Origin of the sequence: Streptomyces sp. NRRL F-5135 (genome assembly GCF_000719775.1) — a bacterium.
GTDB classification, from domain to species: domain Bacteria; phylum Actinomycetota; class Actinomycetes; order Streptomycetales; family Streptomycetaceae; genus Streptomyces; species Streptomyces hebeiensis.
The window spans coordinates 312225-326257 of record NZ_JOHR01000008.1; the positions used below are offsets into that span (position 1 = coordinate 312225).

At 72.4% G+C, this 14033-nt stretch carries 12 protein-coding genes and 1 riboswitch; of the genes, 1 reads left to right on the forward strand and 11 read right to left on the reverse strand.

Features of this window, described 5'->3' with window-relative positions:
* Positions 1–216 precede the first annotated feature (216 nt).
* The 10 genes from IG02_RS0116505 to IG02_RS0116550 all read right to left on the reverse strand — a co-directional run bounded on the left by IG02_RS0116505 (position 217) and on the right by IG02_RS0116550 (position 10651).
* Entirely contained in the window at positions 217–1158 is a 942-nt protein-coding gene (locus IG02_RS0116505) for a Ppx/GppA phosphatase family protein (protein ID WP_030747719.1), read from the reverse strand.
* Positions 1155–1736 carry a DUF501 domain-containing protein gene (locus IG02_RS0116510; protein WP_030747721.1) on the reverse strand — a complete coding sequence of 194 codons (582 nt, stop codon included), beginning with the start codon at positions 1734–1736 and terminating at the stop codon, positions 1155–1157. Before IG02_RS0116510 ends, IG02_RS0116505 begins: the two co-directional genes overlap by 4 nt.
* A gap of 52 nt (positions 1737–1788) precedes the next feature.
* Positions 1789–2262 (reverse strand): FtsB family cell division protein, encoded by a 474-nt coding sequence (locus tag IG02_RS0116515; RefSeq protein WP_030747724.1) that lies wholly within the window; start codon positions 2260–2262, stop codon positions 1789–1791.
* 206 nt (positions 2263–2468) lie between these two features.
* Positions 2469–3755: a phosphopyruvate hydratase gene (gene eno, locus IG02_RS0116520; protein ID WP_030747727.1), complete on the reverse strand. Its 1287-nt coding sequence runs from the start codon at positions 3753–3755 to the stop codon at positions 2469–2471.
* Between the two features lie 344 nt (positions 3756–4099).
* Complete coding sequence (locus IG02_RS0116525; RefSeq protein WP_030747730.1) at positions 4100–4840, reverse strand: transglycosylase family protein; 741 nt, start codon at positions 4838–4840, stop codon at positions 4100–4102.
* A gap of 3 nt (positions 4841–4843) precedes the next feature.
* Positions 4844–5016, reverse strand: a riboswitch (cyclic di-AMP (ydaO/yuaA leader).
* A gap of 764 nt (positions 5017–5780) precedes the next feature.
* Entirely contained in the window at positions 5781–6653 is an 873-nt protein-coding gene (locus tag IG02_RS39395) for a transglycosylase family protein (protein ID WP_078854525.1), read from the reverse strand.
* A gap of 193 nt (positions 6654–6846) precedes the next feature.
* Positions 6847–8091: a cytochrome P450 family protein gene (locus IG02_RS0116535; protein ID WP_030747738.1), complete on the reverse strand. Its 1245-nt coding sequence runs from the start codon at positions 8089–8091 to the stop codon at positions 6847–6849.
* 187 nt (positions 8092–8278) lie between these two features.
* Positions 8279–9289: a nucleoside triphosphate pyrophosphohydrolase gene (locus IG02_RS0116540; protein ID WP_030747741.1), complete on the reverse strand. Its 1011-nt coding sequence runs from the start codon at positions 9287–9289 to the stop codon at positions 8279–8281.
* A gap of 114 nt (positions 9290–9403) precedes the next feature.
* Positions 9404–10060, reverse strand: a complete 657-nt coding sequence (locus tag IG02_RS0116545; protein WP_030747744.1) for a SurA N-terminal domain-containing protein — start codon at positions 10058–10060, stop codon at positions 9404–9406.
* Between the two features lie 99 nt (positions 10061–10159).
* Positions 10160–10651 (reverse strand): GtrA family protein, encoded by a 492-nt coding sequence (locus tag IG02_RS0116550; protein WP_107055614.1) that lies wholly within the window; start codon positions 10649–10651, stop codon positions 10160–10162.
* 172 nt (positions 10652–10823) lie between these two features.
* Between IG02_RS0116550 and IG02_RS0116555 the strand changes: the two genes are divergently transcribed.
* Entirely contained in the window at positions 10824–11756 is a 933-nt protein-coding gene (locus IG02_RS0116555; RefSeq protein WP_030747750.1) for a class I SAM-dependent methyltransferase, read from the forward strand.
* Positions 11757–11860: 104 nt separating this feature from the next.
* Here IG02_RS0116555 and IG02_RS0116560 read toward each other — a convergent pair whose 3' ends face one another.
* Complete coding sequence (locus IG02_RS0116560; RefSeq protein ID WP_030747753.1) at positions 11861–13579, reverse strand: serine/threonine-protein kinase; 1719 nt, start codon at positions 13577–13579, stop codon at positions 11861–11863.
* Positions 13580–14033 lie beyond the last annotated feature (454 nt).

A 14033-nucleotide genomic window follows, 5' to 3' on the forward strand; every position in this document is an offset into this window, starting at 1 on the left:
CCCTGTTCCGTATCAGCGCGAAGGCGTGCGAGAGCCCGGCGAACATCCGGCCGCTGTGCGGGCGGTTGCGGGGAAAGCCACGGCGGACGCAAGAGACAGTCGTCCCGCACCGGCGATCTCCACGCCCCCACGCTCGCCCGCCGCTCGTGGCCCCCGCAGCACGTGGGGGACCGGCCCCGCCGCACGCGCGCCCGGGCGGCCGCTGACCCCAGCGGCTCACGCGTCGTCGAGCGCCGCCGCCCAGGCGATCCCGTCCAGGATGTCGTGTTCGCTGACCACGACCTCCCGCGCGCCCGTCCGTTCCATGATCGCCAGGAGGATCAGGGCTCCCGCGCCGATGACGTCGACCCGGCCCGGGTGGAGGACCGGGATCGCGGCGCGTTCGGCGTGGGTGCTGGTCAGGAGGCGATCGGTGATCCGCTTGACCTGCTCGTACGTGATCCGGGCGTGGTGGATCGCGGTGGAGTCGTAGGCCGGCAGGTCCAGGGCGATGCCGGCCACCGTCGTCACCGAGCCCGCGAGGCCGACCAGAGTGCCGGGATCGCGGAGGGGGACGGTGTGCTCGACCAGGTCAAGGGCGGCTTCGACGTCCGCGCGTATCGCGGCGATCCGGTCGGCGGTCGGCGGGTCGACGGCCTCGCCGTCGTGGGCCAGGTGGCGTTCGGTGAGGCGCACGCAGCCGATGTCCACCGAGCGCGCGGCCCGGACCCGGTCGTCACCGACGACGAACTCCGTCGAGCCGCCGCCGATGTCCACGACCAGATAGCTGTCCCGGCCGCCCAGTTCCCTGGTGGCGCCGGTGAAGGAGAACTCGGCCTCCTGGTCGCCGGTGATCACTTCGGGCTCGACGCCCAGGATGTCCACGACACCCCGTACGAACTCGTCGCGGTTGTCCGCGTCGCGCGAGGCGGAGGTCGCCACGAAGCGGACGTGCCGCGCACCGTGTTCCTCGATGACCTCGGCGTACTCGCGGCAGGCCGCGAACGTGCGCTCCAGCGCCTCGGACGCGAGCCGGCCGGTACGGTCCACGCCCTGGCCCAGCCGGACGATCTTCATCCGCCGGTCGAGATCGACCAGTTCGCCGGTCCCGGGGTGGGCGTCGGCCACCAGCAGCCGGATCGAGTTCGTACCGCAGTCGACGGCGGCGACCCTGGTCACGCCGTCTCCCCGTCCTCGTCGGTGTCGGAGGCCGAGGCGGCGTCCGCGCCCGGGGCCGAGTCCGCGCACGGTGTGACGCACGGGCCCTTGCGCCACCACTCCGGCAGCATCGCCAGCGCCTCGTCCCCCAGCGGGTTCACCCCCGGGCCCGCCGCCAGCGAGTGGCCGACCAGCACGTGCAGGCACTTCACCCGGTCCGGCATACCGCCCGCGCTCGGGAAACCCTCCAGCACCTCGATGGCGTCCCGGCGCGCGATGTAGTCCTCGTGCGCCCGGCGGTACGCGGCGGCCAGCTCGGGGTCGGTCGCCAGGCGCTCGGTCATCTCCTTCATGACGCCGTTCGCCTCCAGCGTGCCGATGGCCGAGGCCGCACGCGGGCAGGTCAGGTAGTACGTCGTCGGGAAGGGCGTGCCGTCGGGCAGCCGCGGGGCGGTCTCGACGACGTCCGGCCGGCCGCAGGGGCAGCGGTGCGCGACGGCCCGCAGTCCGCGCGGGGGCCGGCCGAGCTGCTGCTCGAATGCCTCGACGTCCGCCGCGGTGGGCTCGGTGCGTCCGGTCTGCGGAGGGGGGTGTTCCATGCCTGCCTAAGCCGATTCCGATGATGCGATGAGATGAGGTGAGATGGAGTGGTCAGTCGTCCCGGCGGTCCGCCGTGTCCACGCCGTCCATGACGTTCGAGTACCAGGGGCGGTCCGCCCCCTCCTCCTCGTCGTGCTCCCGCTCCCGTGTCCCCTGGTCGGTCACGGTGTAGCCGGTCTCACCCGGCTTCACGTAGTGCAGGTGCTCACGGGCCAGCCGCTCGATGTACGCGTCGTCCTGGAGGCGTTCCTTCTCGTCCCGCAGCTGTTCGACGCGTTGCTTCGCCTCGCGGGCCAGCCGTTCCTGCTCCGCGATCTCGTTGCGCTGCGACACGTACTGCCGCATCGGGTACGCCAGCGCCACGACCAGGGTGCAGACGATCAGCGCGAGGAAGGCCGCCCGGCCGGTGAGCCGGGAGCGGCGGTCCTGTCTGCGGGTCTGCGAGCGGTAGACCCGGGCCGCGGTCTGCTCACCGAGCAGCCGCAGCCTGGTCGCGGTGGAGAACCGGTCGCGGTTCCCTGCCATGGCTCGCCTCCCCTTGCCTCAGGCCTCCGGCCCGTGTGCCTTCGGCTTCACGTCACGCCGCCGCGCGTCCCCGGCACACGGTACGGGACCACGGCCGGAGACGTACGGACGACGGGCGGGCGGCGCTCACCGCGGGGCTTGCCGCGGCGACGTGCCGCAGGGGTCACCGCGGTGCGGGGACTTACCTCGGGGACTTACCGCGGGACTTACTGCGCGGTACGGAAACGCGGGAACGCGCTCCGGCCCGCGTACACCGCCGCGTCGTCGAGGATCTCCTCGATGCGCAGCAGCTGGTTGTACTTGGCGACGCGCTCGGAGCGGGCCGGCGCACCGGTCTTGATCTGGCCGCAGTTCGTGGCGACGGCCAGGTCGGCGATGGTGACGTCCTCGGTCTCGCCGGAACGGTGGGACATCATGCACTTGAAACCGTTGCGCTGGGCCAGCTCGACGGCGTCCAGGGTCTCGGTCAGCGAACCGATCTGGTTCACCTTGACGAGCAGCGCGTTCGCGGCGCCGTCCTCGATGCCGCGGGCGAGGCGCTCGGGGTTGGTGACGAACAGGTCGTCGCCGACGAGCTGCACCTTCGCGCCCAGCTTGTCGGTGATGGTCTTCCAGCCCTCCCAGTCGTCCTCGAAGAGCGGGTCCTCGATGGAGACCAGCGGATAGGCGTCGACCAGCTCCTCGTAGTACGCGGTCATCTCGGCCGCCGTACGCGACTTGCCCTCGAACTCGTAGGAGCCGTCCTTGTAGAACTCGGACGCGGCCACGTCGAGCGCGAGCGCGATGTCGCGGCCCGGCACGTAGCCGGCCTCCTTGATCGCTTCGAGGATGAGGTCCAGCGCGGCGCGGTTGGAGTCCAGGTTCGGCGCGAAGCCGCCCTCGTCGCCGAGGCCGGTGGCGAGGCCCTTCTGCTTCAGGACCTTCTTGAGCGTGTGGTAGACCTCGGCACCCCAGCGCAGGGCCTCGGAGAAGGACTCCGCGCCGATCGGGGCGATCATGAACTCCTGGATGTCGACATTGGAGTCGGCGTGCGAGCCGCCGTTCAGGATGTTCATCATCGGCACCGGCAGCAGGTGCGCGTTCGGACCGCCCAGGTAGCGGAAGAGGGGCAGGTCGGACGCCTCGGAGGCGGCGTGCGCGACGGCGAGGGAGACGCCGAGGATGGCGTTGGCGCCGAGCGACGACTTGTCCGGGGTGGCGTCCAGGTCGAACATCGCCTGGTCGATCAGGCGCTGCTCGGTGGCGTCGTACCCGACGAGCTCCGGGCCGATCTGCTCGATGACGGCGAGGACGGCCTTCTCGACGCCCTTGCCCTGGTAGCGGTTCTGGTCTCCGTCGCGGAGCTCCAGGGCCTCGAACGCACCGGTGGACGCACCGGAGGGTACGGCAGCACGGCCGGTGCTGCCGTCGTCGAGGCCGACCTCGACCTCGACCGTGGGGTTCCCTCGGGAGTCAAGGATTTCCCGGGCTACGACGACGTCGATGGACGGCACGAGCATCTCCTTCTGGTGTGACGCTGTAGGCGCAGGGTCTCTTGGCCTTGCGACAAGAGCCTAACCGGCCGGGCGTGACCGCCCCGCCCCGCGCCCGCCCGCTGGGACGAAAGAGACCGTGGAATGCGGGTTTCGGCCCGGGAGACGTGAAACCCCGGCCCGGCGCGTACGGGGGAAAAGCGCCGGACCGGGGAGCACCGGGGGACGGGGTGGTGGCCGCTGGGGACGGAGAGGGGCGGGGACCGGCGCGGAGGCGGGCCGGGGAGTACGGGGAGCGGAGGTACGGAACCGGCCCGCCGGATGGCCGCCGCTTCGGGGGCGCGACCCGCCGGGGACGGCTCGGGTCAGCTCAGGTGGAGCCGCTGGCCCGGGTAGATGACATCGGCATCGCTGATGACGTCCTTGTTCAGGTCGAAGACCTTCTTCCAGCCGCCCTTGACCTTCTTCGCGTCGGCGATCTTGGAGAGGGTGTCACCGGACTTGACCTTGTACTCGCCGTCCCCCTTCTTGATCGTGGCCGGACGGCTCTCGCCGCGCGAGGCGGACTGGCTGTACGTGCGCTCCTGCTTCTCGGGCTGAGCCTGCTGCTGGTACTGACGCGGCTGGGTCTGCCGCGACTGCTGCGACTGCTGCTCGCCGGAGCTCGAACCGGAGCTCGAGGCGCTGGAGCCGCTGCCCGAGCCGGAGCCCGACGCAGAGCCGGAGCCGCTCGACGCGCCGGACAGGTTCACGCCGCAGTTCGGCCAGGCGCCCTTGCCCTGACCCGCGAGGACCTTCTCCGCGATGGCGATCTGCTGGGACTTGGAGGCCTTGTCGGCGGTCGAGGCGTAGGAGGTACCGCCGTACGCCGCCCAGGTGGACGACGAGAACTGGAGGCCGCCGTAGTAGCCGTTGCCGGTGTTGATGGACCAGTTGCCGCCGGACTCGCACTGGGCGACCTGGTCCCACTCGGAGGTGCTGGCGGCGGAGGCGGAGGTCGCACCGATCAGCGGGGCCGCGACGGCGGCGCCGGTGATCCCGGCGAGCGTGGCGTAGCGAACGGCCTTGGACGGGCGGCGGTGCTTGGCCTTGCCGGAAAACAGCATGGGTCATCTCCTCACCGACGCCTGCGAGGTCAGCTGTCGGGTTCGGGCTGTGAGTGGCCCGGCCGCGTGCTCTCGCAACGCGGCTTCACCCCAAGCCGGCCCTCGGCCGTCTCTCGACGGCCGGGCCCGGCACGAAACCTTGGGTCCCCCGCTCCTGCCTTCGGCGCTTGACGCGACGACTCTCCCCCCGACCGACGGCAGGATTCGGCGTTTCGGTCGACGAGGCCCGCGGTGCGAGCGGTTCAGACCGTAAACACAGGCCCGCCGCTTGTTCAAAGAAGTACATCAGGGAGAAAACGCCCTAACTGCCCTTCAGGAACGCCGCATTTCCGCAGGTGAGAGACGAACGAGACCAACAGGCGGGCCATGGAGGAACTGGTGCGGCAAAGAGATGCTTGTCTCACTTTCGCGAAAGTGGACAAACGATCTCGAAGTCCCCCTGGCGGCCTGTCAGATCACGGCTCTGAGCAGCCACTCGGGGCCTCTGCCGAAGCCGTCCGCCGGCACGCGACGAGGCCGGCGGCGACCGGTGGCGGCGAGGCGAGCCGGGACGCGGTACGGCGACGGCGCGGGGCGGCGCGGACAGGAGCACGGAGGAGCGCGGAGGAGCCTTGACGAGCACGGAGGAGCCCGAAGCGGCCCTGCCGGGCGTGGCGGAGCCCGACGAAGCCCGACGAAGGCCGTCGAAGGCCGACGAGCGCGGAGGAGTGCGGCCGAGCGCGGCCGGGCACAACCACGCCGGGCCGCACCCCCGGAACGCGACAAGGGGCCTGCGGGGCACACGACGCGTCGCACGACGTCGCACGGCCCACAGGCCCCACCGAGCCCGCCTCGTACGGGCCCGTCCCGTACAGGCCGACCACGTACGGGCCGGCCACGTACAGCCCCGCCTCGTACGCGCCCGTTCCGCCCCTGCCCCGGCGTCAGCCGAGGGCCGGCCTCACAGCCAGCCGCCGACGACCTTCTGCGCGCCCGGGCGCACCGTGAAGTCGCCGCTGTAGTCGGGGGCGTACGGGCCGACGAGCCCGGCGCCGCTGATGATGTCCGGGCCCGTCGAGGCGCCCTCCGACCCGGCGCCGAGGTCACGCCCGTAACCGGCGTCCCGCGAGGCCCGGTCGGTCACCTCGCGCTCCGTGTCCGCGCCGTCCTCGGCCGGGCTCTCGTCGGCCGCGGTGCCGCGGTGCTTGCCCTTGGACACGCCCGTCTCGTCCCCGGAGCCGGACGCCGAACCCGGGTCCGAGCCCTCGGTGTCGGCGGAACCGGTGGCTCCGGGCGTCGGCGCGTCGGGCGAGTGGGAAGGCGTCGACGCGTCGCCCGACCGCCCGTCGGAGGAGCCGGTCGAGCCGCTCGGGGAGGGCGAGCCCTCCGTCGCACCGCCGCCCGTGCCCGCGTCGGAGGAGGCGGAGTCGTCACCGTCGCCGCCGGGCGTCAGCGCCCCGCCGCCCGTCAGCCCGGAGACCACCGCACAGCTCAGCCAGGCCGCGGGCCCCTGCTTGGCGAGGACCTTCTCGGCGACCGCGATCTGCTGGGAGCGGCTGGCGAGGTCGGGCCGCTCCGCGTAGGCACCGCCGCCGAACTCGTCCCAGGTCTTCTGGGACATCTGGAGTCCGCCGTAGAAGCCGTTCCCGAGGTTGGCGCTCCACGTGCCGCCGCTCTCGCACTCCGCGACCCGGTCCCACGTGGACGTCTCGGCCGCGCTCGCGCCGGACGCGCCGAGCAGCGGAATGGCGATCGCCGAGCCGGTCACCCCCGCCGTGACGAACAGAGCGGGTGCTTGACGAGGTCGCCTGTGTCGGCCGTTCCCGGAGCGCATGCGATTGCCTTCCGTGTGACTGATATTACAACTCGGGCATGTTGCGGCCGGAGTCTCCGTGAAAGTAGCGGGACTCGAACGTCTGTCACAAGCGGATGCAGCGCAGATCACGTGAAAGTCACGGTTTTGACGGAGCGTCAGTAAGAAGCGGAGGGAAAAACGGTCGGATACGGGCAGGCGGCCATGGCGAACATCACAGGCCGGGCGGCGGTGTGAAGCACACGGGGAGCGTCCGCAAGCCGCGCATGATGAGCCCTCCCCGCCACCGCAAATCGGCCGGATCCTGGGCAAGACGTATATCGGGCAGCCGGGTCAGCAGGGTCGCGAGTGCCGTTTGTGCCTCCAGGCGCGCAAGGGGCGCACCGAGGCAGTAGTGAATCCCGTGTCCGTAGCCGAGGTGCTGGTTGTCCCGCCGCCCGAGGTCGAGCCTGTCGGGATCGGCGAACCGGTCCGGGTCCCGGTCGGCGGCGGCGAGGACGACGAGGACGGGCTCGCCCTGGCCGATGTCCTGCCCGCCGATGCGCAGGGGCCGGGTGGCGTAGCGCCAGGTCGCCAGTTCCACGGGCCCGTCGTACCGGAGCAGTTCCTCGACCGCCGTCTCGAGCAGCCGGGAGTCGCCGCGCTCGAGCGCCTGCTGGAGCAGCGCCTTCTGGTCCGGGTTGCGGAGCAGGGCGTACATCCCGTTGCCGATCAGGTTGATGGTCGTCTCGAAACCCGCGAACAGAAGGATGAAGGCCATCGCCGCGGCCTCGTTCTCGGTGAGGTGCTCGCCGTGGTCACTGGCCCGGATCAGTCCGGAGATCAGGTCCTCGCCGGGGTTCTCCCTCTTGCGGTGGATGAGCTCGGCCAGGTACCCGCGCATCTTCTTGACCGAGCGGGCCACCCCTCCGCGCGGGCCGCCGCCGTGGCGGATCATCATCCCGGCCCAGTCCCGGAAGTCGTCCTGGTCCTCGCGCGGCACCCCGAGGAGGTCGCAGATCGCGTAGATGGGGAGGGGGAAGGCGAAGTCGTGGATCAGGTCCGCCTCGCCGCTGCCGGCGAAGTCGTCGATGAGCTGGTCCGTCAACTCCTGGACGCGGGGCGCGAACAGCGCGACCCGGCGCGGGGTGAACGCCTTGGACACGAGCCGGCGCAGCCGGGTGTGGTCGGGCGGGTCGATGTTGAGCAGATGCGTCATGAGATCCGCGTTCCGCTCCCCCGGGATCCCCGTCTTCCCCCGCGCGTGCGCCGGCTCGGCGTGGTGAACGGGGTTCTTGGACAGCCGGGAGTCGGCGAGGGCCTGCTTGGCGTCCTCGTACCGCGTCACGAGCCACGCGTCGACCCCGCTGGGCAGGGTGGCCCGGTGTACGGGGGCGTGTTCGCGCAACCAGGCGTACGCGGGGTACGGATCGGTGGCGAACTCCCAGGTGAAAAGGGTGGGGGCGGCGGTCGATGACATGCCTCGACATTAATCCGCGCGCCGACGGGACGGGGCCGCGGGCTCATGCGCCGGGGCGGGGCCTCGTGGGGCTCGGGCACGGCCATCGAGCTCGGGCACGGCCATCGGGCACGGGCACGGCGATGAAGCTCGGGCACGGCCATCGGGCACGGCCATCGGGCTCGGGCTCGGGCTCGGGCTCGCGGGACTACTCCTCGTGGCCCTCCGCCGCCCGGATCGCGTCCCGGTACGCACGGGCCGCCGCGCGCAGTGCCGTCTCCGGGTCCACCCCGGCCGCCTCCGCCCGTACCGCCAGGGCGAGCAGTTCGTCACCGATGCCCTCGCCGTCCGGCAGCGGGACGTCGAGGCCGGCGGTACGGGTACGGGCCCCGAGCTTCGCGGCGAGCGCCAGGCCGGGCTGGGTCAGCGGAACGCCGTCCGTGACCGAGGTGCGCTGCTTCTCGATCGCCTTCGTCCGGAGCCAGTGCGCCTTGACGTCCTCCGGTGTCTCGGCGGTCTCGGTGCCGAAGACATGGGGATGCCGGTGGATCAGCTTCTCCACGATCGTGCCCGCGACGTCGTCGATCGAGAACGGCTCGATCCCCTCTTCCAGGCCGTCCTGGGCGATCCGGGCGTGGAAGACCACCTGGAGGAGCACGTCCCCCAGTTCCTCCCGCAGTTCGTCGCCGTCGCCGGCCTCGATCGCCTCGACCAGTTCGTACGCCTCCTCGATGGCGTACTTGGCCAGCTCCTTGTGTGTTCTGCCCGACGTCCACGGGCACTCGCGGCGGATCCGGTCCATGACCTGCACGAGGTCGAGGAGCCGGGCCCCCGGCAGGTCGTACGAGCCGGGCAGCAGCTCCAGGTCCGGCATCCGGACCCGGCCGGACCCGGCGAGCCGGGCGAGGCCGTCGGTGAGACCGCCGCCCGTCCCGTCGCGCTCGTCGCTCCCGTCGCCCGCGCCGGAGGGAAGGACCACGACCGTACGGCCGCCGGCGCACTCGTCGACCAGCTCGCGCGCGGCGGGCACGTCGTGCTCGACGGTGATGCCGGCCTCGCGCAGGTACGGCAGCTGGGGGTGGTCCGGATCGGCGCACAGCACCCGGTCGGCCGAGCGCAGCGTCTGCCAGGCGGGCCAGGACAGCAGTCCGGGCGCCACCCGGTGGCTGGCGGTCAGCAGGACGATACGGCCGGGCGCGGCGGAAACCTCATCAGTCACACCTCGAACCTACCGCCGACCACGGACCGGGCCGCCGCCGGGCGGTGGCGGGCTCGGGACCGTACGCACCGTCGCGGCCGGCCCCGGCGCCTCGTCTCCCCCGCCGGCCGGGCGCTACGCGCCCGCCGGTTCCTGTTCCGGCGCCTGCCGCGTCACCTGTGTGATCCACGGCGTCTTCGCCTCGCCCAGCCGCACCTGCCGGTAGTCCCAGTTCCCGTAGCGCGGATTGACGTCGATGCCGAGATCCTTCGACGTACGCGTCAGCTCCCCGAGCACCTTCTGCTGGCCCTGGGGCGTCGTGGTGTCGGCGCCGAGCGTCTGCGACAGCTTGTTCAGCAGCACCTCACGGCGGATCGCGCCGTCGATCTGTCCGGCGGAGAGCGCGCCCTGCTGCAGCAGCATCTCGGCGAACCGCTCGTCCCCGCCCGACTGCGCCGCCGCCTGCTGCCGGGCGGTCTGCACCTCCTTGCGGCTGACCGTGACACCGGTGTCGGCTGCGGCGCGTTCGAGCACCCGGTCGAAGATCATGCTGTTCAGCTTCGCCTGGCCGAGCTGCCCCGTGTTCTTGATCAGCTGCGCCGCCTGCGGCGATTTGTCCTGCGCCGCGCGGACGTCCCGTACCTGCGCCTGGAGCTGGGACACCTCGATCCGCTGCCCGCCGACGACGGCCGCGGCTCCGGGGTGGGAGTCGTTGCCGCAGGCGGTGAGCAGGGGCGCCGCGCCGAGGAGCGCGGTGGAGAGGAGGAGCGCGGTGCGACGGCTGCGGTGCAAAGGGGCCTCCCGGGGTGATTGTGCGGCGATGCACAAGACCTTGCGGTGATCGATGGTAGGCAGTCGGCGTGGTCCCGGGCCACACCCACGACCAACGATTCACCGGGGAATCGGTGGCCCCGTCCGCTCGCGCCCCCGCTCCCGTTCGCGCCCCCGCCCCTCCCGCGGCCCTGTCCCGCCCGCGGTCCCGTCCCGCCCGCCGGTGGTCCCGGCCCCGCGGCGGTCCGGGCGCAGCAGGATCGCGCGCGAGACCAGGAAGGTGATGGGAACGGCCGCCGCCGTCGCGAGCAGCGGCGCGTAGCGGCTGTCGTACCGCGCCACGTCCACCAGCAGGTACACCCCGGTGGTCGACACCACGAAGTTCGCGGCGTTGGTGAGCGGGAACAGCAGGAACTTGCGCCAGGTCGGACGGGTCCGGTAGGTGAACCTGCTGTTCAGGAAGAACGAACCGGTCATGCTCAGCGCGAACGCGACGACGTGCGAGACCACGTACGGCAGCCGGTACAGCAGCGACAGGTAGCAGGCGTAATACGTACCGGTGTTGACCACACCGACCACGGCGAACCTCGCCAGCTGGCCCCGGACCGTCATAGGCGTACGAACTCCCTGGCTCCCCCGGCTCATACCGTCAGGAGTGTGAGTCTGGCACAGCCGTCCCCCGCGGGCGGCGGCCCCGGAACGGTCACCCACGCTGCACCCACCGTTCATCTGAAGAGCACGCTCCGGTGGCCCGCCTCGGCCGGGTTCCCCCTAGCGTCCACGCATGTCCTCTCTCACGTCGCCACTCATCCACAACCGACTGACGAGACGCCTGCTGCGACCCGCGGCGGCCCTGACGGACCGACGGATCAACCGCTCGACCTCCCCGCTGCGCACCGATCTCGAAGCGCTCCGGCGGGAGGTGGCCGAGCTGCGGAAACAGAGTTACGCGTTCGGTCTGCTCTTCGACCGGACGGGGCGCAGCGGCCACCGCGTGCCCTCCCCCGCCCAGATCGACACGCTGGTGCGCGAGATCGCGCGGGTGACGGGGGAGGACGAGGTCCAGGCCCGCCGGAACGTCACCATCGCCTTCCGCAACGTGATCGCGCTGGAGGCGCTGGCCGTCGGACGGCTGGCCGGCTCGACCTCGAACGTGTGCGGCAAGCTGGCGACCGTGCCCCTGCTCCGCCCGCCGAACGAGGACGTGCTCGAGATCGGCACGCTCTACGGCCTCTTCTCCGCCACGCTGGCGCGCATGCTGCACCGCGCCGGTGTCGAGGCCCGGCTGACGATCGTCGACCCGCTGGTGGGCAGCCAGCTCCAGCCCGGTGCGACGCAGGGCACGGAACCGACGGGCACGCCCGTGCGGATGGACGTCGTCCGCGCGAACCTCGCCCTCGGCGGCCGTACGGGCGCCGAGGCCCGCGTCGAGCGGGGCTTCTCCGGCGATCCGGAGGTGCGGGCAGCGGTGTCCGACCGGCGTTACGGGGTGATCGTCGTGGACGGCGACCACTCGGCGGAGGGCGTCCTGGCCGATCTGGAATGGGCCGAGGAGATCGTGGCCCCCGGAGGCATCGTCGTCCTCGACGACTACGGCGACGCTCACTGGCCGGGGGTCCAGCAGTCCACGGACGAGTACCTGGCACGCGGCACGTCCCGGCTGGAGATGCTGGGGAAGGTCTCCACCTCGGCCTTCCTGCGGGCCAGAACCGACTGATCCCGGCGACCGGTCCCACCGACCCGGCGGAGGTGGTTCCGGCGACCCAGGCCGGCACAGGCCGGCGCGGGCCGACACAGGCCGACCCGTGCCGGCGCGGGCCGTCACAGGCCCCGGAACTGCCGCTGCCTGTCCAGGGCCCGGCGGATCTCGGTCGGGAGCGGGTGGTACGGACCGTAGACCCGCTCCGTGTCCCACAGCAGGTCCCCCAGCTGCTGCCGCGCCTCGGTGTGGTCGCCCATCGACAGCAGCAGGTGCGCGATGCGCTGCCGGATCTCGAAGGCCCGGCCGGGGCCACCACCGGCCGCCGGGCCGCCCTTGCGGTGCGTGCCGCCCTTGCGGTGCGCGCCGCTCTCCCCGTAAGCGCTGCCTTCCCCGTACGCGCCGCCGGTCTCCCCATACGTGCCGCTCTCCGCGTACGCGCCGCTCTCCGCGTAGGCACCGGTCTCGCCGTACGCGCCGGTCTCGCCGTACTGGTCGCTCTCGTGGTACGGCAGCAGCGCGCGGTACTCGGCGAGGGCCGCCGCCGCCTCGCCCAGCTGCTCCAGGCACAGCGCCGCGTCGTAGCGGTACGTGAGCGTCAGCGCGTCGCCCGGCCCGGCCCCGGCCGCCCGGTCGTCCGCGAGCCGGCGCAGCTCCGGCAGCGCCCTTCGGTACTGCCCGTCGTCCAGCAGCGTCGCCGCGTAGCTCTCCCGCAGCGTGCGGACGACCGGGGAGTGCTCGCCGTGCTCGGCCGCGGCGGCGGGCAGGACGCCGCCGAGTATGTCCACGGCCCGGGTGATGCTGCCCTCGGCGAGCAGCCGCTTGACCTCGTCGAGGGCCGCCGTGACATCCGTACGGGCCGCCGGGAGCGGCACCCGGGGCGGTACGGGGAAGGGCGGCGGTACGGGGAAGGGCTGCGGCGCCGCGCCGGCCCGGTCCGGCCAGGGCGCGTACGGGCGGACGAAGGGGCGCGTCGGATCCAGCGGGCCGGTCACGGGGCCGCCGCGCGCGGGCAGCAGCGGGACGAGCGCCTCGTACACCTCCCGCGCCCCGGCCGGACGGTCCTGCGGGTCCTTGGCGAGCAGCCGCAGGACCAGCTCCTCCAGCGGGGCGGGGACCTCCGGCCGGTACCGGCGGATGGGCAGCGGCGGCTCGTGCAGATGGCGGTGCAGCACCCCGAGGGCGGTGGTGCCCGCGAACGGCACGTTCCCGCTGAGCAGTTCGTGCAGGAGCACCCCGAGCGCGTAGAGGTCGGTGTACGGCCCGACGACGCCGCCCATGGCCTGTTCGGGGGCCATGTAGGCCGGGCTGCCGACCGGCGAGCCGGTGTGGGTGAGGCGGGTGGTGTCGGTGTCGATGACGGCGGCGATGCCGAGGTCCAGCACGGTGACCGTGCCGTCGGGTCCGACCATCACGTTCCGCGGCTTGAGGTCGCGGTGGACGATGGGCACGGCGTGCACCGCGGCGAGGACGGCACACAGCTGCGCGGCGACGGCCGCCGCCCACGGCCAGGGGTACGGGTCGTGCGCGGCGAGGTGGTCGGCGAGGTCGGCGCCGTCCACGTACTGCATGACCAGGTAGAGGTCCTCGCCGTCGCGGCCCGCGTCGTGGACCGTGACCAGGCCGGGGTGGTCGACCTGGGCGGTGACCCGGCACTCGCGGACGAAGCGACGGCGCATCTCGTCGGCCGCCGTGGCGCCGGCCATGTGGTCGGGGCGCAGCAGCTTCACGGCCACGCGCCGGTCCAGCCGCTGGTCGTACGCCGTCCAGACCTGCCCCATGCCGCCGCGGCCGATGTCGGCCGACAGCTCGTAACGCTTGGCGACGACACGGCCGTTCACCGGCCGGACCGCGCTTCCGGCTCCCCAGACGCTTCCGGCTCCTCGGACGCCTCCGGTTCCTCGGACTCTTCCGGCCTATGGGGAGACGGTCCGGAGGGCCGGAGCACCGGCAGCGGGAAGCCGGAGCCGGGGCCGGTGCCGTGCATGGCTGCTCCTGGAATGGACGGACACAGAGGTGGCGTGCGAATCCGAGGTTATACATCGCCACCGACAACGGGACCGGGTTGCGCCGAACAGTTGTCCCCCGACGAACATCGTCTTGATCACGTCGCTCCCGCCGCGCGTTCCGACGGCCGTTCCCCGCACGTCTTCCAAGTCTTCGGCCGTGCTCGCACCCGTCACAGGACGGCCATGAGCACGGCCGTCGGTCCGAGCGTGAGCAGCGCGCTCACCGGCCGGAACAGCCACGGGCCGCGTCCGTCAGGACGGGCCCGCGCCACTCGCCATCGGGCCC